The following is a 16,005-nucleotide window of genomic DNA, read 5'->3' as shown; positions in this document are numbered from 1 at the left end:
TAACAACATGAAGTTCCGCCCTCTCCTCCTCGCCGCCGCGGCCACGCTGCTGACCACCGCCGCGCACGCCGACTACCAGTTCAGCGGCGCCATCGATGCCGGCCCGCAAACCGGCCAGGCCTTCACCGGCAGCTTCGACTACGACGCCTCTGGCCTGACCAGCAGTGGCTTCGAAAGCCTCTCTTTGACGGCCTTCTCGCTGGACTTCCTGGCGATGCATTTCTCGCTGAATGCCGCCGCGACGGCCGACTTCCAGGACGGCGTCTTCCTCGGCCTGAGCTACGCCACCTCGGGTGCCGGTTTCGACCTGAGCATGGCCTCTGGCAGCATGGACACAACCGATGCTTACCTTTTCTACAACCCGGTGAACGGCAATCTGAGCAGCGGCGGCTACGTGGTCACGCAGGCCGCGCCGCTGCCCGAGCCGGCTTCGCTGGCCCTGACCCTGGGTGCCCTGGGTGGCGCCGGCTGGTTCTCGCGCCGCCGCAAGGCCGCCTGAGCTTCAGGCCCTCGCGACCAGCCCCGCTTCGGCGGGGCTTTTTGTTTTCAGTAGGTCCGACCACCCTTGAACTGGGCGTGCTGGCGGCGCTGCAGCGTGGTGCTGCGGCTCATGGCCTCGAAGCTGGTGCGCGCATGCGCATGCATGATGGCCAGACCCAGCGCGTCGGCGGCGTCCTTGCCGGGCACGCCGGGCAGGTTCAGCAGGCGCTGCACCATGGCCTGGATCTGCTCCTTCTTGGCCTGTCCATGGCCGACGATGGCCTTCTTCATCTGGGTGGCCGTGTACTCGTTGACGGCGAGTTCGGCCGACACCAGCGCCGCCAGCGCCGCACCGCGGGCCTGGCCCAGCAGCAGCGTGGACTGCGGGTTCACGTTGACGAAGACGATCTCGACGGCGGCGCACTGCGGCTGGTAGCGCGCCGTGACCTCGCGGATGCCGTCGAACAGGATCTTCAGCCGCGCCGGCAGGTCGCCCACGGCGACGGCGCTGGTCTTGATGGTGCCGCTGGCGACATAGGCCAGACGGGACCCCTCGGCGTCAATGACACCAAAACCGGTCGTCTGCAGGCCAGGGTCGATACCCAGAATTCTCATACCGCGCTCCCCACGGGCCGAGCGCCGGGCCGCTCCCTAGCCGGCCCGCTCTGGCGATGTGCTTGCCGGTCGATCCGGCAAGCATCGCTGTCCCCTCGAGGGCTGAGGCCGGACACGGCAAGTCCTGTGGACTTGCCGTGCCTGCCGAAGAGCAGACGCTCTGTCGGCTGCGCGGTCTGCAAGACCGACCGGGCTTGCCCGCGTTCAGCGCGGCAAGGCTGGGCGAGGGGCTCCTTCATGTCACCGGTAGTACCAGTTGGCTGAATGGAAGAGCACGGGCGCTGCAAAGCACAGCACGGCGATGCGGTCGAGCAGGCCGACGGCGCCGGTGATGGAGCTGCGGTTGCCCCAGTACAGCACGCCGGCATCCTTCTTCAGCGCCTTCATGACCAGGCCGCCGAAGCCGGCAGCGCCCGCGGTCAGGAAGGCCATGGCCAGGGCCTGGCCGGCCTTGAAGGGCGTGATCCAGTACAGCAGCAGGCCGGCCAGCGCGCCGGTCAGGGTGCCTATCCACCAGGCCCGCATCGAGTAGCTGCGGCTGATCTGCCGGGCCACCGGGCGGCGGCGCAAGGTGCGGGTGGCGATCTCCTGTGCGATCTGCGAGGCCGCCACCACCATGACCAGGAAGAACAGCAGGAAGGCGCCGCGTCCGGTATTGCCGGGGATGTCCAGCAGCAGCAGGGCCGGCGCATGCGACAGGCCGTAGACGCAGACCATGACGCCCCACTGGATCTTGGCGTTTCGCTCCAGGAAGCGGCGCGGGTCGCCGGCCAGTGCGCTGACGATGGGCAGCACCAGGAAGCCATAGACCGGCAGGAAGACCGTGAACAGGTCGAAGAAGCGCGTGCCGCAGATCATGTACTGGATGGGCAGCAGCACGAAGAAGGCGACGATCAGCGTGCGGTGGTCGCTGCGCTCGGTGTGCACCAGCGTGATGAACTCGCGCAACGCCAGGAAGGAGAACAGCGCGAACAGCAGCGTCGCGCCGAGCGGCCCCGAGATCCAGGCGACCCAGAACATGCAGCCGCCGATCCAGGCGGCGCGCAGGTCACGGCGCACCCGCTCCCAGGCCAGCTGCGACTTCAGGCGTTCGTCCTCGTTCTCGCGTTCGCGCAGCGAGTTCAGGAACAGCCCTACCGTCAGCAGCATCAGGAAGCCGAACAGCACGACGAAGAGCAGCGCCACCTGCTCGCTGGGCGTCAGGGCCTTGAGCCAGCGCATCAGTGGCCCTCCTCTTCGCGGCCGACCCAGTAGGGATCGGGGCGCTGCTCCATGACGGCCTCGCGGGCCCGGCACAGGAAGTCGGCCTTGGTCTCGTCAGGGCGCAACTGGATGGGTGCGCCGAAGGTCACCGTGCACAGGATGGGCACCGGCACGACCTCGCCCTTGGGCATGACACGCTGCACGTTGTCGATCCAAGTCGGGATCAGCTGCACATGCGGGAACTGCTCGGCGAGGTGATAGATGCCGGACTTGAAAGGCTGCGGGTTGCCCTTGTTGGAGCGCGTGCCTTCGGGAAAGATGACCAGGGAGTCGCCGTTGGCGAGCGCCTCGGCCAGCGGCTCCAGCGGGTCCTCGTCGGGCTTGCTGCGCGTGCGGCTGACGTAGATGGCGTTGAAGACCGAGGTCGTCAGCCACCGTTTGAAAGCGCTGGTTGTCCAGTAGTCGCGGGCGGCGATAGCGCGCGTGGAGGCGCGCAGGTCGTGCGGGAAGGCGGCCCAGATCAGGACGAGATCGAAATGGCTCTGGTGGTTGGCGATGTAGATGCGCTGCTCCGCCGTCGGCGGGCAGCCCTTCCAGTGGCCCTGTGCACCCGTGATGAGACGGGCGATGAAGGAGAGCAACTGGCCGGTAAATGCGGCTGGCGTCATGGGGGCGGATTATCAGGGGCCGCCCCCGCACCGGCCCGTGAGAACTTACCAGTCGCCGCCGCCACCGCCTGAGTCGCCGCCGCCGCCGAAATCACCGCCGCCAGCGTCGCTGCCGCCGCCCCAGCCGTCGCCGCTGCCGAAGTCGATGTCACGGCGCGTCAGTTCATCGGCGGCACCGCTGTCGCCGCCGGAGCCGAAGCTGCCGGGCAGATAGCCGCTGCCGCCTGCATTCGTGTCGCGCGGGATGCTGCGCTCGTCATGGCCTTCATGCAGCAGCTTCTCGGCCAGCATGCCGGCGGCCACACCACCCGCCGCGGCCAGGCCCACACCCATCAGGCCGGGACCGCCAGACGTGGGGGGCACGCCCGGGCCATAGCCTTGAGGGCCATACCCCTGGCCGTAGCCGCCGCCCGCGCCATAACTCCCGGCCATGGCGGGCTGGCTTTGCGCGGCGACGCGATTGCGCATCCAGCGCGCGACCAACCAGATGAAGACGATGGCGCCGACGGCCAGCAGCCAGACCGGCACGCCGCCACCGCTGCTGCGCTCGACGGGTGCCGCCCGCATCGGCGGCGGCGCGTCGACAACGGCCGGCGTCGTCGCCGAGGACTTGGCCAGGCCGGCCTGTTCACGCTGCAGCAACTGCTCCAGGGTGCTGAAGCGGGTCGAGTCCGCGAACTTGATGGCCGGGTCCAAGGCGCGGGCGCGGCGCACATGCTCGGCGGCCTCGTTGAACTGGCGCGTGTGGGCCAGGATCTCGGCCAGCACATAGTGGGCGCGCGGGCTGTCGGGCTTGGCCGCGACGACCTCGCGCATCATCTTCTCGGCGCCGGGGTAGTCGCCGCGCTTTACCGCGGCCTGCACCTCGTCCACATTGGGCAGGGCCTGGGCGGTGCTCAGCCACAGGCCGGACAGCAGCGCCATGCACAAGAACAGGAATCGGGGGAACTTCATCGCAACACTCCTCAAGCCAGGTGGCAGTTTGCGCCCCTGAGATGGCACCGGAGCGGCCGGTTTCAAGGCTTTACCTGTAGGACTAGAACCAATAGTCCGACACGCAACGTCCATCGCGAGGCAGATCATCGAAGGAGTCAAGGCCGTCGAAGTGGTCGATGGGAATATTCGCCACCGCGTCGGGCTCGGCCAGACGCAGGTTGACGGCGATGCGGCGCCGGCCTGCCTCGTCGAGCCGCAGCCCTCGCCAATGCGTGGTGCAGCCACAGGTCGGGCAAAAGTGGAACTCCAGTGCCCGACCGCGCACATACGCACGCGTTTCACCGCTGACGTGGATGCCTTCGTCCACATAGTCATAAGCCCAGAGCGTGCCGTAGCGCCGGCAGGCGGTGCAGTTGCAGGCCGTGGCGCCCTCAGGCTGGCCGTCGAAGCGCCAGCGCACGCTGCCACACAGGCAGGAACCTTCGATCATGGTCAGACCTCTCCAGGCACGGGGACCGCATAGACCGGGTCGATGTAGATCTGGCCGCCGAACAGGAATTCCTGGCCGCCGACCTTGGCAAAGCCGAAGCGCTCGTAGAACGCCACGGCACGTACGTTGCGATCGTAGACGCCGAGCCAGAGTGTTCGCGCGCCACGGCGGCGCGCCTCGGCATGCACCGCCTGCATCAGCGCTGCCCCCAGGCCGCGGCCGATGAAACCTTCACCGAGGTAGATGCGCCACAGCTTCAGCGGCGCCGGCCCCGTCACGCAGGCGGGCGGCGCCTCATTCTTGACGATGGCATAGCCGGCCAGTTGGTCGTCCAACCAAGCCAGCAGTACCGCGCAGTCCCTGTCCTGGATGACGGCGACCATGACCTCGGGTTGGAAGTGCTCGGCGACATAGTCGGCGATCTCCTGCGCCTCGCTGATGTCGCGGTAGGTGTCGGTGAAGGCCTGGGCACCGAAGGCGGCGAGCCCGGCGGCGTCCTCAGGCGTGGCAAAGCGGATCTGGGGTGAGGTGTTCATGTGTGGCCCCCATGTTCGCACCCCGAGGTTTCAAACCTGCTCGTAATGGAGCACCGTCGGGAAGGGGTCGTAGAAGTGATGCAGCAGGCGGCGCCACTCCTGATAGCCCTCGGACTTGCGGAAGCCCACCTCATGGTGCTCGACGCTCTCCCAGCGCACCAGCAGCATGTAGTGCTCGGCGCGCTCGAGGCAGCGCTGCAGCTCATGGCCCCGATAGCCGGGCATGGACGAGATGATGCGCCGGGCCTCGGCAAAGGCCGCCTCGAAGGCCGCGCCCTGCCCGGCCCTCACTTGCAGCTGCGCGATCTCGAGGATCACGCGAGCTGCACCGGCTTGGCGCCGAGGCGCTGGATCAGGCCGCTGCTCAGGCGCGTGGCCAGGCCGTAGACGGTCAGCTGCGGGTTGGCACCCAGGCTGGTCGGGAAGATGGAGCCGTCATGCACCGACAGGTTGGCGAGTTGCCAGTGCTGACCGTCCGGTCGCACGACACCGCGATTCGCGTCCGCCGCCATCGTGCAGCCACCCATCACGTGAGCGCTGCCCACGGTGGCGAGGAAAGGCTTCATCGTCAGGCCTGCAATGCCCTTCTTGGCTTCGTCGAGATTGGCATAGCCCGCGGCCTGCTCGTGCACCGGGCGCACGGTCTTGGCGCCGGCAGCGAACTGGATCTCGGCCATGGTCAGGTAGGCGCGGCGCACGCCGTCGAGCAGGTAGTCGCTCAGTGTGTAGTCCAGCACCGGCGATCCATCACCGCGCAGCTTGACCGCGCCGCCGGCCGCATCGGCATGGAAGCCGTCGCGCAACAGGGCGATCATCAGCTGGGTGCGCGGCATGTCCTTGGCGCGCTGGACCAATTCCGCGCCGACACCGCCGCCATTCGTCAGCGCGAAGGCCGGGTGCACGGGCGCCACTTCCAGCTTGTAGCCAATCGGCCCGTCGATGGGACCGGCATGCAGGAAGTGATCGCAGAACACCGACAGCGGCGCGCCCGCCCAGCCGGCCACCTCATGGTCGAACAGGGCGACGCCGCCGGCCGTCGGATGCAGAAAGGTGCGCTTGCCGAGCAGCCCATTGGGGTCGGGGGCGCTCGAGCGCAGCAGCAGGGCCGGCGAGTTGATGGCGCCGCCGGCGACGACGTAGTGCTTGGCGGTGATGCGCACCTGGGCGCCCGTGACGGCACCATCGAGGGCCACCGGTTCGGCGACGAGGGCCGCCACCTTGTCGCCCTGCAGTTCGAACTTCGCCGCGCGCGTCTGCACCAGCATCGTCGCGCCCAGGTCCAGGGCCGCCGGCAGGGTGCTGACCAGCATGGACTGCTTGGCGTTGGTCGGGCAGCCCATGCCGCAGGAGCCGAGGTTCCAGCATCCCTTGACGTTGCGGCGCACGACCTTGGTCGGGATGCCGAGCTTCTCGGCGCCACGGCGCAGCACGTCGTTGTTCTCGTTGGGCTCGGTCAGCCAGTCGCCGATGTTCAGGCGCCGCTCGGCCTGCTCGAACCAGGGCGCCATCGCGGCTTCGTTGAAGTCCTTCAGCCCGAACTGCTCACCCCAGTAGGCCAGCGCATCGGGTGGGGTGCGGAAGCTGCCGGTCCAGTTGATGGTGGTCGAGCCGCCGACGCAGCGGCCCTGCAGGATGTTCATGGCCTGGTCGACCGTCTTGCGGCCGCCGGCTTCCTGGTAGAGCTGCGGGTAGGCGTCGGCCTCGCGCTGCTTGAACTGGCTGCTGGAGCGCAGCGGGCCTTCTTCGACGATGACGATCTTCAGGCCGGCGCGGGCCAGCATCTCGGCGGTGATGCCGGCACCGGCACCGCTGCCGATGATGGCGACGTCGCAGTCCAGCGTGGCGGGCAGGGCCGCGTGCGGGCCGCCGTGCACCTTCCAGCCGCGCTGCAGGCCTTCGAGGATGGGATCGGGCAATGAACTCATGGGATGTCTCGGGGGCCCGCATAGCCGGCCGCCTTCCAGTTGGCCGGCTCGGTGAAGAAGGCGATGGCGTTCAGGTCGCGCAGCGCGTGATAGATCTGCTGGCGGGTGTTGGAGGTGGACACGCGCATGGCGTCGAAGGCCGTGCGGATGTCGTCGGCGCTCGCCTCGGCCCATGGCTTGGACAGGCCGACCAGCGCATAGCGGCCCGCGGCCGTGGCCAGCAGCCCGAGGGCATCGGACAGCTCCTTGCGCGTCGCCGCGGGCAAGGCTGCGATGGAGATGTCCAGGCGAGCGAGCTGGGTGTCCACGCCATCGGCGGGCAGCATGTCACCCAGCACGGCGAGGGCCGAGGCGCGCATCACGTCGCGCGCGCCGGGGCTGAGCTTGCCGTCGACCACGCCGGGCTTGATGAGGGCCACACCGGCACCGGCCATGCCGATGACGACGGCGGCTCCGATGCCTAACTTCAGGAATCCACGGCGCTTCATCACACCACTTTCTTCAACAGGGACAGCAGGCGCTCGAAGGTCGCGCCATAGGGAGGCTGGAACAAATTGGTGCCGGCGAAGCGCGACTGGATGAAGAGGGGCTTCTCCTTGCTGAAGGTGCGAAAGCCCCATTCACCGTGGTACGACCCCATGCCGCTGGCGCCGACGCCACCGAAGGGCTGTTCCTCCTGGCCGAGATGCCAGATGCAGTCGTTGACGGTCACACCGCCGGCATGGGTCTCGCGCATGACGCGGTCGCGTTCGGCACTGTCCTGGCCGAACCAGTACAGGGCCAGCGGACGGTCGCCGCGGTTGACGTGGGCCAGGGCCTCGTCGACCTTGTCGTAGCCGACGATGGGCAGCAGCGGGCCAAAGATTTCTTCCTGCATGACGGTCGCTTCGAGCGGCACGTCCAGCAGCAGGGCCGGCACCAGGCGGCGGTCATCGGGTTGCTCGTCATGGCTGCGCAGCACGCGTGCGCCGCGATCGGCTGCATCCTTGATCAGGCCCTGCAGGCGCGCATGGTGACGCGGCGTAGCCACGCTGGTGTAGTCGGCATTCCCGGTGATGCGCGGGTACATGCGGCGCATCTCGGCCAGGATCTTCTGGCTCAGCGGCTCGACCATCTCCTTGGGCACCAGCAGGTAGTCGGGCGCGACGCAGGTCTGGCCGGCGTTGAAGAGCTTGCCGAAGGCCAGGCGCGAGGCGGTCAGCTCGACATTGCAGCTGCGGTCGACGATGGCCGGCGACTTGCCGCCCAGTTCCAGCGTCACCGGCGTCAGGTTCTTCGCCGCCGCTTGAGCCACGAGGCGGCCGACCGGCGTGGAGCCGGTGAAGAAGAGGTGGTCGAAGGGTAGCTCGGTGAAGGCCTTGCCGACTTCGGCGTCGCCGGTGATGACCTGCATCTCCTCGGGCTGGAAGTGCTCGGCCACGATGCGGGCCATCAGCTCCGAAGTAGCGGGCGTCAGCTCCGAGGGCTTGATCAGCACGCGGTTGCCGGCGGCCAGGGCCGCCACGGCCGGCTCCATCGCCAGGTAATACGGATAGTTCCAGGGCGACACGATGCCGACAACGCCCAGGGGCTGGCGCATCAGCACGTTGCGCGCGGGCAGGAAGTGCAGCGGCGTCTCGACGCGGCGCGGCTTCATCCAGCGGCGCAGGCGCTTGAGGGCGTGCCTGGCGCCGGACTCGACGGTGAAGATGTCGGCCAGCAGCGATTCCTGGCGGGCGCGGTGACCGAAGTCCTGGGCCATGGCGGCCGCGAGGGCGTCACCATGCTTTTGCGTCATCGCGATCAGCCTTTGCAGGCGGTCGCGGCGCACCTCATAGGTGGGCATGCGCTCGGCCTCGTAGGCGCGGCGCTGCGCCGTCAGCGCCAGATGCAGGCGCTCCTGCAGGGCGGTGTCCATGGGCATGTCTCCGGTTCTCGATCTAATGCATCGAGGCTAACCGCAAGAGGGGCCTCCACCATCGGGGGAGGCCCTGGACTAGAGAAGTACGTCTAGAGCCGAATTAATGGCGGAAATGGCGTACGCCGGTGACCACCATCGCGATGCCGCGCTCATTGGCCGCGGCGATGACTTCATCGTCACGCATGGAGCCGCCCGGCTGGATGACGCAGGTCGCGCCTGCATCGGCGAGCACGTCCAGGCCGTCGCGGAAGGGGAAGAACGCGTCGCTGGCCACGGCCGAGCCGACGAGGCTGAGGCCGGCGTGCTGGGACTTGATGGAAGCGATGCGGGCCGAGTCGAGGCGGCTCATCTGGCCGGCGCCCACGCCCAGGGTCATGCCGCCGCCGCAGAAGACGATGGCATTGCTCTTCACGTATTGCGCCACGGTCCAGGCGAACATCAGGTCGTCGAGCTGCTGGGCCGTGGGCTGCAGCGTCGTGACGACCTTGAGGTCTTCCTTGCGCAGGAAATGGTTGTCGGCCGTCTGCAGCAGCAGGCCGGAGCCGACGCGCTTGCTGTCGCCGGCATTGCGGCCCTGGTCCCAGGGGCGGGCGCCGCCCGGCGGCAGCGCGATCTGCATCAGGCGCACATTGGCCTTGGCCTTGAAGACCTCCAGCGCCTCGGCGCTGAAGCTGGGCGCCATCAGCACCTCGACGAACTGCTTGGCAACGAGCTGGGCCGCCGCGCCATCCACCTCGCGGTTGAAGGCGATGATGCCGCCGAAGGCACTGGTCGGGTCAGTCTTGAAGGCCTTGCTGTAGGCCTCGGCCGGGTTGGCACCGACAGCGACGCCGCAGGGGTTGGCGTGCTTGACGATGACACAGGCTGGCGCGTCGAAGCTCTTCACGCATTCCCAGGCCGCATCGGCATCGGCGATGTTGTTGTATGAGAGTTCCTTGCCCTGCAGCTGCTTGCCGGTGACGAGCGAGCCGGGTGCCGGGAACAGGTCGCGGTAAAGCGCCGCGGTCTGGTGCGAGTTCTCGCCGTAGCGCAGGTCCTGCACCTTGACGAAGGTGGCGTTCATCTGCGCCGGGTATTCGGACTTGGCGCCGTCTTCCTGCAGTGCCGACAGGTAGTTGCTGATGGCCGCGTCGTACTGGGCGATGCGGTTGAAGGCGGCGACGGAGGCGGCGAAGCGCGTCTTGTCGCTGGTCTTGCCATTCGCCTTCAGCTCGTCGAGCACAGCAGCGTACTGGGCCGCGTCGGTCAGCACCGTCACGTCCTTCCAGTTCTTGGCCGCGCTGCGCACCATGGCCGGGCCGCCGATGTCGATGTTCTCGATGGCGTCTTCCAGCGTGCAGCCGGACTTGGCCACCGTGGCCTCGAACGGATAGAGGTTGACGGCCAGGATGTCGATGCGCGTGATGCCGTGCTTCTCCATGGCCGCCACATGCTCGGCGGTGTCACCACGGGCCAGCAGGCCGCCGTGGATCTTGGGGTGCAGCGTCTTGACGCGGCCGTCCATCATCTCGGGGAAGCCAGTGTGTTCGGCCACTTCCGTGACCGGCAGGCCGTTGTCGGCCAGCAGCTTGGCGGTGCCGCCGGTGGACAGCAGCTTGGCGCCCAGGGCATGCAGGCCCTTGGCGAACTCGAGGATGCCGGTCTTGTCAGAGACGGAGAGAAGTGCAGTCAGGGCCATGATGATGGTCAGAGGTTATGGTCAGTCAGCTTGCGGCGCAGCGTGTTGCGGTTGATGCCCAGCCATTGCGCGGCCTTGCTCTGGTTGCCGCCGGCCTCGCGCATGACGATCTCGAACAGCGGCTTCTCCACCAGCTTGATCAGCATCTCGTGCATCGAGTGCGGCTCCTGGCCGTCGAGGTCACGGAAAAAGGCTTCGAGGTTGTCGCGCACGCAGGCGTCGATGGGATTGGGCGGATTGTTCTTCTGGGCACTCATGACAGGAGCAGCTTTTCGTTAGGCGGCGCAGGCTTCGTCGGCCCGCGCGTCTTCATCGTCATTGGCCGCCACGGTGGGTGGCAACCGATCATGGGTCTGGCCGAGTTCGTCGAACCAGTCCCGCAGAGCCTGCAACTGCAGGTCGCAGCGCTCCAGGGTGTTCATGTGCTGGCGGAATGCTTCTCCGCCGGGCAGGCCGCGCACGGCCCAGCCGATGTGCTTGCGCGCGCTGCGCACGCCGCTGAGTTCACCGTACAGACCGTAGTGATCATGCAGATGCTCGGTCAGCACGTCACGCGCTTCGGTGACAGTCGGCGCGTCTAGGTGTTCGCCTGTCGCCAGGAAATGGGCCACCTCGCGGAAGATCCACGGCCGTCCCTGGGCCGCGCGGCCGATCATCAAGGCATCGGCCCCCGTGTAGGCCAGCACATCGCGCGCCTTCTCGGGCGAATCGATGTCGCCATTGGCGACGACGGGAATAGTCAACGTTGTCTTTACCGCCGCAATCGTGTCGTACTCGGCCAGGCCCTTGTAGCCCTGCTCGCGGGTGCGGCCATGGATGGTCAGCATGGCGATGCCGGCCGATTCGAAGATTCGCGCCAGCCGCAGCGCATTGCGCTCATCGGCGCTCCAGCCGGTGCGCATCTTCAGCGTGACCGGCACACCGCCAGTCACTCCACTTTTGGCGCAGACGGCCACCACGGCCTCGACGATCTCCAGGGCCAGCGCCTCGTTGCGCATCAAGGCCGAGCCGGCCCATTTGTTGCAGACCTTCTTGGCCGGGCAGCCCATGTTGATGTCGATGATCTGGGCGCCCCGATCGATGTTGTAGGCGGCGGCCTCGGCCATCATGGCGGCGTCGGTGCCGGCGATCTGCACGGCGATCGGCCCCGGCTCGCCCGCGTGATCGGCACGCCGCGAGGTCTTGAGGCTGCCCCACAGCTCCTTGCGCGACGTGACCATCTCGCTGACCGCATAGCCCGCGCCCAGGCGGCGGCAGAGCTGGCGGAAGGGCCGGTCCGTCACCCCGGCCATCGGCGCCACGAAGAGCCGGTTGGGAAGGAGGTGGGGGCCGATTTGCACGAGACGTCTGCTTAAAAAAGAGGCGAGATTGTAGCCATCCGGGGTTTCGGCCTGCCTCCACAATGCCGCCATGGAAGCTTGGCTCGGTCAATTCATCAGCGAGCTGCTTGCCGCCCTGGCCCTGCCCCAGGTCGGGCTGGTGGCCGTCTTCATCATCACTTTCGTCTCTGCCACCCTGCTGCCACTAGGCTCGGAGCCGGCCGTCTACCTCGTCGTCAAGGCGGACCCGAGCATGTTCTGGGCCGTGATCGCCGTGGCCACGATCGGGAACACGCTGGGCGGCGCGACGAGTTGGTGGATAGGCTATGGCGCCGAAAAGGCGGTCGAGGCGGTGAAGCACCACGAGCCCACGCATTCACGGGCAGCGCAATGGCTGCAGCGCTTCGGCCCCAAGGCCTGCGTGCTGAGCTGGCTGCCCATCGTGGGCGACCCACTCTGCGCCGTGGCCGGCTGGCTCAAGCTGCCCTTCTGGCCCTGCGTGGGCTGGATGGCGCTGGGCAAGGGCCTGCGCTTCATCTGCTTCACCGTCGCTCTGATGTACTTCATTCCGGAGACCTGGTTGTCATGACCTCTGCTTACCAAGACCTCGCCGCGCGCCAGCAGCGCCTGCACCACCTCGGCCACCTGCAGGCCATCGCCCAATGGGACCAGGCTGCCAACATGCCGGCCAAGGGCAACGAGGCACGCAGCCTGGCCCTGGCCGAGATGGACGGCCTGCTGCACCAACTCGCCACCGATCCGGCCCTGGCCGGCCTGCTGGACAAGGCCGCCGCCGAACCGCTGGACGAGGGCCAACGCGCCAATCTGCGCGAGATCCGCCGCGTCTGGCGATCCGCCAACGCCCTGCCCCAGGCCTTGGTGGAAGCCAAGAGCCTGGCCAACAACCGCTGCGAGCACGCCTGGCGCAGCCAGCGCCCGGCCAACGACTGGGCCGGCCTGGTGCCCAACCTGCGCGAGGTGCTGAGGGTCGCCCGCCAGGAGGCTGAGCTGCTGTCGCAGATGTCGGGCCTGTCCAAATACGACGCCCTGTTGGACAACTATGAGCCTGGCATGCGCAGCGCCGATGTCGAGGCCGCCTTCGGGCCGCTGCGCGGCTGGCTGCCGGGGCTGATCCGCGACGTGACGGCCAAACAGGCCAGTGAGACCGTCATCAAGCCGGTCGGCCCTTTCCCGACCGCGGCGCAGAAGGCGCTGGGCCTGGACGCCATGAAGCTGCTGGCCTTCGACTTTGCCGCCGGCCGCATGGACGAGAGCACCCACCCCTTCTGCGGCGGCGTGCCCGAGGACGTGCGCATGACGACGCGCTACCGCGAGGATGACTTCCTGCCCAGCCTGATGGGCACCATCCACGAGACCGGCCACGGCCGCTACGAGCAGAACCTGCCGCGCGACCTGCTCGGTCAGCCCATCGCCCGCGCCCGGTCCATGGGCATCCACGAGAGCCAGAGCCTCTCCTTCGAGATGCAGCTGGGCAGCCATCCGGCCTTCGCCGGCCTGCTGTCACCGCTGCTCATCAAGCACTTCGGAGATCAGCCTGCCTTCGAGCCCGGCAACCTGAACAAGCTGCTGACGCGCGTGCAGCCGGGCTATATCCGCGTCGATGCCGACGAGGTGACCTACCCCGCCCACATCCTGCTGCGCTTCGACATCGAGCGCGCCCTCATCGAAGGCCAGGCCGAGGTGGAGGACATCCCGGCCCTGTGGGACGCCAAGATGGCCGAGCTGCTCGGTCTGGACACGCGCGGCAACTTCAAGGACGGCCCCATGCAGGACGTGCACTGGCCGGCCGGCCTGTTCGGCTACTTCCCCTGCTACACCCTGGGCGCCATGTACGCGGCGCAGTGGTTCGCGGCGATGCGCGCCCAGCGGCCCGACCTGGACGCGCAGATCGCGCGTGGCGAGCTGGGTCCGGTGTTCGACTGGCTGTCCACCCATGTCTGGCAGGCCGCCAGCCGCTACGAGACGCCCGAGCTCGTCAAGCGCGCCAGTGGCGAGACGCTGAACCCGGCCCATTTCGAGGCCCATCTGCGCGCCCGCTACCTGGGCGCCTGAAAGACAAACGCCGAGGGTTGAGGCCCTCGGCGTCGTTCAATTCAGGACGGCTGGATCAACCGGCCGTCGTGCCATTGGTCTTGGCGCGATGGATACGCGCGCTCTGGCGGTTCTCGGCGCGCTGCACATGCTTCTGCTCACTCGCATCGACATGGCCGTCGGCTGCTGCGTGGGCTTCGGCGCGGTCCACATGGGCCTGGCCCTGCTCCATGCGGGCGGCCTCGCGCTTGGTCAGCGAACCATTGGCCAGGCCGGCCTCGATGCGCTTTTCCTGGTTCACGTTGCGCTGCACATCGGCCTGCATGCGCTGGCTGGAGGCCGACAGCGGGTTGCCGTTGACGCCGTTGTTCTTTGCCGTCTCGATGTCACGGCTGACCTTGTTCTGGGCGGTGCGCAGCTGCTGGCGTTCGGCGCCGCTGAGATGGCCGTCCTTCATGTCCTTGGCCTGCAGCTTGTCGACCTTGGCTTGCTCACGCTCGAGCAGGCCGGCTTCGCGCGTCGTCAGCTTGCCGTTTTGCAGGCCGTTCTCGATGCGCTGCTGCTGGTTCACGTCGCGCTGCACCGTGGTTTGCGCGGTGACGGGGGTCTGGGCCATGGCGGCGCCGGTCAGCAGGGCAAGAGCGGCGGCGGCGATCAGGGAGGTCTTCATTCGAGGTTTCCTTTCAGCGGGTCAGCAACGGCTGGCCTGTGCTTTCAACGCCGCCCCTGCACCGCCGCCGACGCACAAACCCATGGCTCGGTGAGCGTGCGTAACAAGGAATGACAGCTTGCCGACAGCTTGAGCTGTGGCGCGCAAACAAAAAAAGGGCCACTCCTCAGGGAGCGGCCCAATTCGGTACAACAACGATCTCTCTCTTCAATCCACTGCGCTTCCCCGGCCCCCCGGCCATCTCCACGCGTGGCACCCGGGTTAATCACTTCCCGGATTGAGCCGCTGCACTTCAAACAGCGACCGTGAAGTCATTCTGAACAAATGCCGGCGCGCTGGCATCCCCGCAAGCCCAGGGGTGCCCCGGCTACGGCGTGACGAGCATCACAGCAGCAGCGCCAATCGTTCCAGGATCAGCACGCCAAAGAAGGCCAGGCCGGCAATGACCGTCCATTTCATGATGACCAGACCCATGCGCCGCCAGCGCACCTGGCCGGTGGCAATGGAAACGGCGAAGCACAACACGGCCGCGAACAACAGCAGGCCGATGACGAGGCGGGCGATCAGCATGCGCTCACATCACCAGGCAGGCGCCAGCTCCGCAAAGCCCTTGGGCGCGGCACGGTCGTCATCGAAGCTGACGACCTCGTAGGCGGACTCGTCGGCCAGCAGCGCCCGCAGCAACTTGTTGTTCAGCGCGTGGCCGCCCTTGAAGGAGGTGTAGGCCGCCAGCAGCGGCATGCCGGCGACCTGCATGTCACCGATGGCATCCAGGATCTTGTGCTTGACGAACTCGTCGTCGTAGCGGAGTCCGTCGGCATTCAGCACCTTGTAGTCGTCGACCACGATGGCGTTGTCCATGGAGCCGCCCAAGGTGAGGCCGCGCGAGCGCATCAGGTCGATGTCGGCCGTCATGCCGAAGGTGCGGGCGCGGGCGATTTCCTTCTTGTAGGTGCCTGAGCCCATGTCGAAGACGAAGCTGCTGCCGGTGGCGGCCACGGCCGGGTTGTCGAACTCGATCTCGAAGCTCAGCGTGTAGCCATGATGGGGCTCCAGCTTGGCCCACATCAGCTTCTTGCCCTCGCCCTGGCGCACTTCCACGGCCTTCTTCACGCGCAGAAAGCGCTTGGGCGCGTCCTGCATGACGATGCCGGCCGATTGCAGCAGGAAGACAAAGGCGGCGGCCGAGCCGTCCAGCACGGGCACCTCGTCGGCATTGATGTCGATGATGAGGTTGTCCAGGCCCAGGCCGGCGCAGGCCGACAGCAGATGCTCGATGGTCTGCACCTTGGGACCGCCCGGGTCACCATCGGGGCTGATGGTGGTCGCCATGCGGGTGTCGCTGACCGACATGACGCCGACCGGGATGTCGACCGGCGGGCACAGGTCGACACGGCGGAACACGATGCCGGTGTCGACCGGCGCCGGGCGCAGCGTCAGCTCGACCTTCTGGCCGCTGTGGATGCCGACGCCGACGGCGCGCGTGATCGACTTCAGGGTGCGTTGCTTGACCATGGGCTCGATTGTCCCGGA

At 67.6% G+C, this 16,005-nt stretch carries 19 protein-coding genes; 3 read left to right on the top strand and 16 right to left on the bottom strand.

Annotated elements, in window-relative coordinates:
- The first annotated feature begins 7 nt into the window (after positions 1-7).
- The gene (locus tag ACS5PN_RS20290; protein ID WP_439465828.1) at positions 8-499 is read left to right on the top strand and encodes a PEP-CTERM sorting domain-containing protein; all 492 of its coding nucleotides are present in this window, start codon (positions 8-10) and stop codon (positions 497-499) included.
- Between the two features lie 47 nt (positions 500-546).
- Here the strand turns inward: ACS5PN_RS20290 and ruvC are convergent, their stop codons facing one another.
- The 13 genes from ruvC to dusB form a co-directional block, all read right to left on the bottom strand.
- The gene (gene ruvC, locus ACS5PN_RS20285) at positions 547-1,095 is read right to left on the bottom strand and encodes a crossover junction endodeoxyribonuclease RuvC (RefSeq protein WP_439465827.1); all 549 of its coding nucleotides are present in this window, start codon (positions 1,093-1,095) and stop codon (positions 547-549) included.
- 240 nt (positions 1,096-1,335) lie between these two features.
- Positions 1,336-2,316: a phosphatidate cytidylyltransferase gene (locus tag ACS5PN_RS20280; RefSeq protein ID WP_439465826.1), complete on the bottom strand. Its 981-nt coding sequence runs from the start codon at positions 2,314-2,316 to the stop codon at positions 1,336-1,338.
- A complete protein-coding gene (locus tag ACS5PN_RS20275) occupies positions 2,316-2,966 on the bottom strand; it encodes a lysophospholipid acyltransferase family protein (RefSeq protein WP_439465825.1) in 651 nt (216 codons plus the stop codon). The genes ACS5PN_RS20280 and ACS5PN_RS20275 overlap by 1 nt, the downstream gene beginning before the upstream one ends.
- A gap of 45 nt (positions 2,967-3,011) precedes the next feature.
- Positions 3,012-3,920, bottom strand: coding sequence for a tetratricopeptide repeat protein (locus ACS5PN_RS20270; protein ID WP_439465824.1), 909 nt, complete (start codon positions 3,918-3,920; stop codon positions 3,012-3,014).
- A gap of 82 nt (positions 3,921-4,002) precedes the next feature.
- A complete protein-coding gene (locus ACS5PN_RS20265; protein ID WP_439465823.1) occupies positions 4,003-4,392 on the bottom strand; it encodes a GFA family protein in 390 nt (129 codons plus the stop codon).
- A gap of 2 nt (positions 4,393-4,394) precedes the next feature.
- On the bottom strand, positions 4,395-4,928 hold the full coding sequence (locus tag ACS5PN_RS20260; protein ID WP_439465822.1) for a GNAT family N-acetyltransferase: 534 nt from the start codon (positions 4,926-4,928) through the stop codon (positions 4,395-4,397).
- 30 nt (positions 4,929-4,958) lie between these two features.
- Positions 4,959-5,246, bottom strand: coding sequence for an antibiotic biosynthesis monooxygenase family protein (locus ACS5PN_RS20255; protein WP_439465821.1), 288 nt, complete (start codon positions 5,244-5,246; stop codon positions 4,959-4,961).
- A complete protein-coding gene (locus tag ACS5PN_RS20250) occupies positions 5,243-6,853 on the bottom strand; it encodes a GMC family oxidoreductase N-terminal domain-containing protein (protein ID WP_439465820.1) in 1,611 nt (536 codons plus the stop codon). The genes ACS5PN_RS20255 and ACS5PN_RS20250 overlap by 4 nt, the downstream gene beginning before the upstream one ends.
- Positions 6,850-7,341, bottom strand: a complete 492-nt coding sequence (locus tag ACS5PN_RS20245; protein WP_439465819.1) for a hypothetical protein — start codon at positions 7,339-7,341, stop codon at positions 6,850-6,852. The genes ACS5PN_RS20250 and ACS5PN_RS20245 overlap by 4 nt, the downstream gene beginning before the upstream one ends.
- Positions 7,341-8,750 carry a coniferyl aldehyde dehydrogenase gene (locus ACS5PN_RS20240; RefSeq protein ID WP_439465818.1) on the bottom strand — a complete coding sequence of 470 codons (1,410 nt, stop codon included), beginning with the start codon at positions 8,748-8,750 and terminating at the stop codon, positions 7,341-7,343. Before ACS5PN_RS20240 ends, ACS5PN_RS20245 begins: the two co-directional genes overlap by 1 nt.
- A 103-nt stretch (positions 8,751-8,853) precedes the next feature.
- Complete coding sequence (gene purH, locus ACS5PN_RS20235; RefSeq protein ID WP_439465817.1) at positions 8,854-10,431, bottom strand: bifunctional phosphoribosylaminoimidazolecarboxamide formyltransferase/IMP cyclohydrolase; 1,578 nt, start codon at positions 10,429-10,431, stop codon at positions 8,854-8,856.
- An 8-nt stretch (positions 10,432-10,439) separates the two neighbouring features.
- The gene (locus tag ACS5PN_RS20230) at positions 10,440-10,688 is read right to left on the bottom strand and encodes a helix-turn-helix domain-containing protein (RefSeq protein WP_439465816.1); all 249 of its coding nucleotides are present in this window, start codon (positions 10,686-10,688) and stop codon (positions 10,440-10,442) included.
- 18 nt (positions 10,689-10,706) lie between these two features.
- Positions 10,707-11,771, bottom strand: a complete 1,065-nt coding sequence (dusB, locus tag ACS5PN_RS20225) for a tRNA dihydrouridine synthase DusB (protein WP_439465815.1) — start codon at positions 11,769-11,771, stop codon at positions 10,707-10,709.
- Positions 11,772-11,841: 70 nt separating this feature from the next.
- Between dusB and ACS5PN_RS20220 the strand changes: the two genes are divergently transcribed.
- Complete coding sequence (locus tag ACS5PN_RS20220) at positions 11,842-12,339, top strand: YqaA family protein (protein WP_439465814.1); 498 nt, start codon at positions 11,842-11,844, stop codon at positions 12,337-12,339.
- Positions 12,336-13,823 (top strand): carboxypeptidase M32, encoded by a 1,488-nt coding sequence (locus ACS5PN_RS20215; protein ID WP_439465813.1) that lies wholly within the window; start codon positions 12,336-12,338, stop codon positions 13,821-13,823. Before ACS5PN_RS20220 ends, ACS5PN_RS20215 begins: the two co-directional genes overlap by 4 nt.
- A 55-nt stretch (positions 13,824-13,878) precedes the next feature.
- Here the strand turns inward: ACS5PN_RS20215 and ACS5PN_RS20210 are convergent, their stop codons facing one another.
- The 3 genes from ACS5PN_RS20210 to lpxC form a co-directional block, all read right to left on the bottom strand.
- Positions 13,879-14,472, bottom strand: a complete 594-nt coding sequence (locus ACS5PN_RS20210) for a hypothetical protein (RefSeq protein WP_439465812.1) — start codon at positions 14,470-14,472, stop codon at positions 13,879-13,881.
- Between the two features lie 384 nt (positions 14,473-14,856).
- A complete protein-coding gene (locus ACS5PN_RS20205; RefSeq protein ID WP_439465811.1) occupies positions 14,857-15,042 on the bottom strand; it encodes a hypothetical protein in 186 nt (61 codons plus the stop codon).
- A 9-nt stretch (positions 15,043-15,051) separates the two neighbouring features.
- Entirely contained in the window at positions 15,052-15,987 is a 936-nt protein-coding gene (gene lpxC / locus ACS5PN_RS20200) for a UDP-3-O-acyl-N-acetylglucosamine deacetylase (RefSeq protein ID WP_439465810.1), read from the bottom strand.
- Positions 15,988-16,005 lie beyond the last annotated feature (18 nt).

Source organism: Roseateles sp. NT4, assembly GCF_051857475.1.
Lineage (GTDB): Bacteria > Pseudomonadota > Gammaproteobacteria > Burkholderiales > Burkholderiaceae_C > Pelomonas.
This window is presented reverse-complemented; position numbering and strand designations above follow the sequence as displayed.

What these genes read in the sequence shown, in the direction of transcription:
- ACS5PN_RS20290 (WP_439465828.1), top strand. Translation starts at nt 8, where the DNA reads ATGAAGTTCCGCCCTCTCCTCCTCGCCGCCGCGGCCACGCTGCTGACC.
- ruvC (WP_439465827.1), bottom strand. Translation starts at nt 1,095, where the DNA reads ATGAGAATTCTGGGTATCGACCCTGGCCTGCAGACGACCGGTTTTGGT.
- ACS5PN_RS20280 (WP_439465826.1), bottom strand. Translation starts at nt 2,316, where the DNA reads ATGCGCTGGCTCAAGGCCCTGACGCCCAGCGAGCAGGTGGCGCTGCTC.
- ACS5PN_RS20275 (WP_439465825.1), bottom strand. Translation starts at nt 2,966, where the DNA reads ATGACGCCAGCCGCATTTACCGGCCAGTTGCTCTCCTTCATCGCCCGT.
- ACS5PN_RS20270 (WP_439465824.1), bottom strand. Translation starts at nt 3,920, where the DNA reads ATGAAGTTCCCCCGATTCCTGTTCTTGTGCATGGCGCTGCTGTCCGGC.
- ACS5PN_RS20265 (WP_439465823.1), bottom strand. Translation starts at nt 4,392, where the DNA reads ATGATCGAAGGTTCCTGCCTGTGTGGCAGCGTGCGCTGGCGCTTCGAC.
- ACS5PN_RS20260 (WP_439465822.1), bottom strand. Translation starts at nt 4,928, where the DNA reads ATGAACACCTCACCCCAGATCCGCTTTGCCACGCCTGAGGACGCCGCC.
- ACS5PN_RS20250 (WP_439465820.1), bottom strand. Translation starts at nt 6,853, where the DNA reads ATGAGTTCATTGCCCGATCCCATCCTCGAAGGCCTGCAGCGCGGCTGG.
- ACS5PN_RS20245 (WP_439465819.1), bottom strand. Translation starts at nt 7,341, where the DNA reads ATGAAGCGCCGTGGATTCCTGAAGTTAGGCATCGGAGCCGCCGTCGTC.
- ACS5PN_RS20240 (WP_439465818.1), bottom strand. Translation starts at nt 8,750, where the DNA reads ATGGACACCGCCCTGCAGGAGCGCCTGCATCTGGCGCTGACGGCGCAG.
- purH (WP_439465817.1), bottom strand. Translation starts at nt 10,431, where the DNA reads ATGGCCCTGACTGCACTTCTCTCCGTCTCTGACAAGACCGGCATCCTC.
- ACS5PN_RS20230 (WP_439465816.1), bottom strand. Translation starts at nt 10,688, where the DNA reads ATGAGTGCCCAGAAGAACAATCCGCCCAATCCCATCGACGCCTGCGTG.
- ACS5PN_RS20220 (WP_439465814.1), top strand. Translation starts at nt 11,842, where the DNA reads ATGGAAGCTTGGCTCGGTCAATTCATCAGCGAGCTGCTTGCCGCCCTG.
- ACS5PN_RS20215 (WP_439465813.1), top strand. Translation starts at nt 12,336, where the DNA reads ATGACCTCTGCTTACCAAGACCTCGCCGCGCGCCAGCAGCGCCTGCAC.
- ACS5PN_RS20210 (WP_439465812.1), bottom strand. Translation starts at nt 14,472, where the DNA reads ATGAAGACCTCCCTGATCGCCGCCGCCGCTCTTGCCCTGCTGACCGGC.
- ACS5PN_RS20205 (WP_439465811.1), bottom strand. Translation starts at nt 15,042, where the DNA reads ATGCTGATCGCCCGCCTCGTCATCGGCCTGCTGTTGTTCGCGGCCGTG.
- lpxC (WP_439465810.1), bottom strand. Translation starts at nt 15,987, where the DNA reads ATGGTCAAGCAACGCACCCTGAAGTCGATCACGCGCGCCGTCGGCGTC.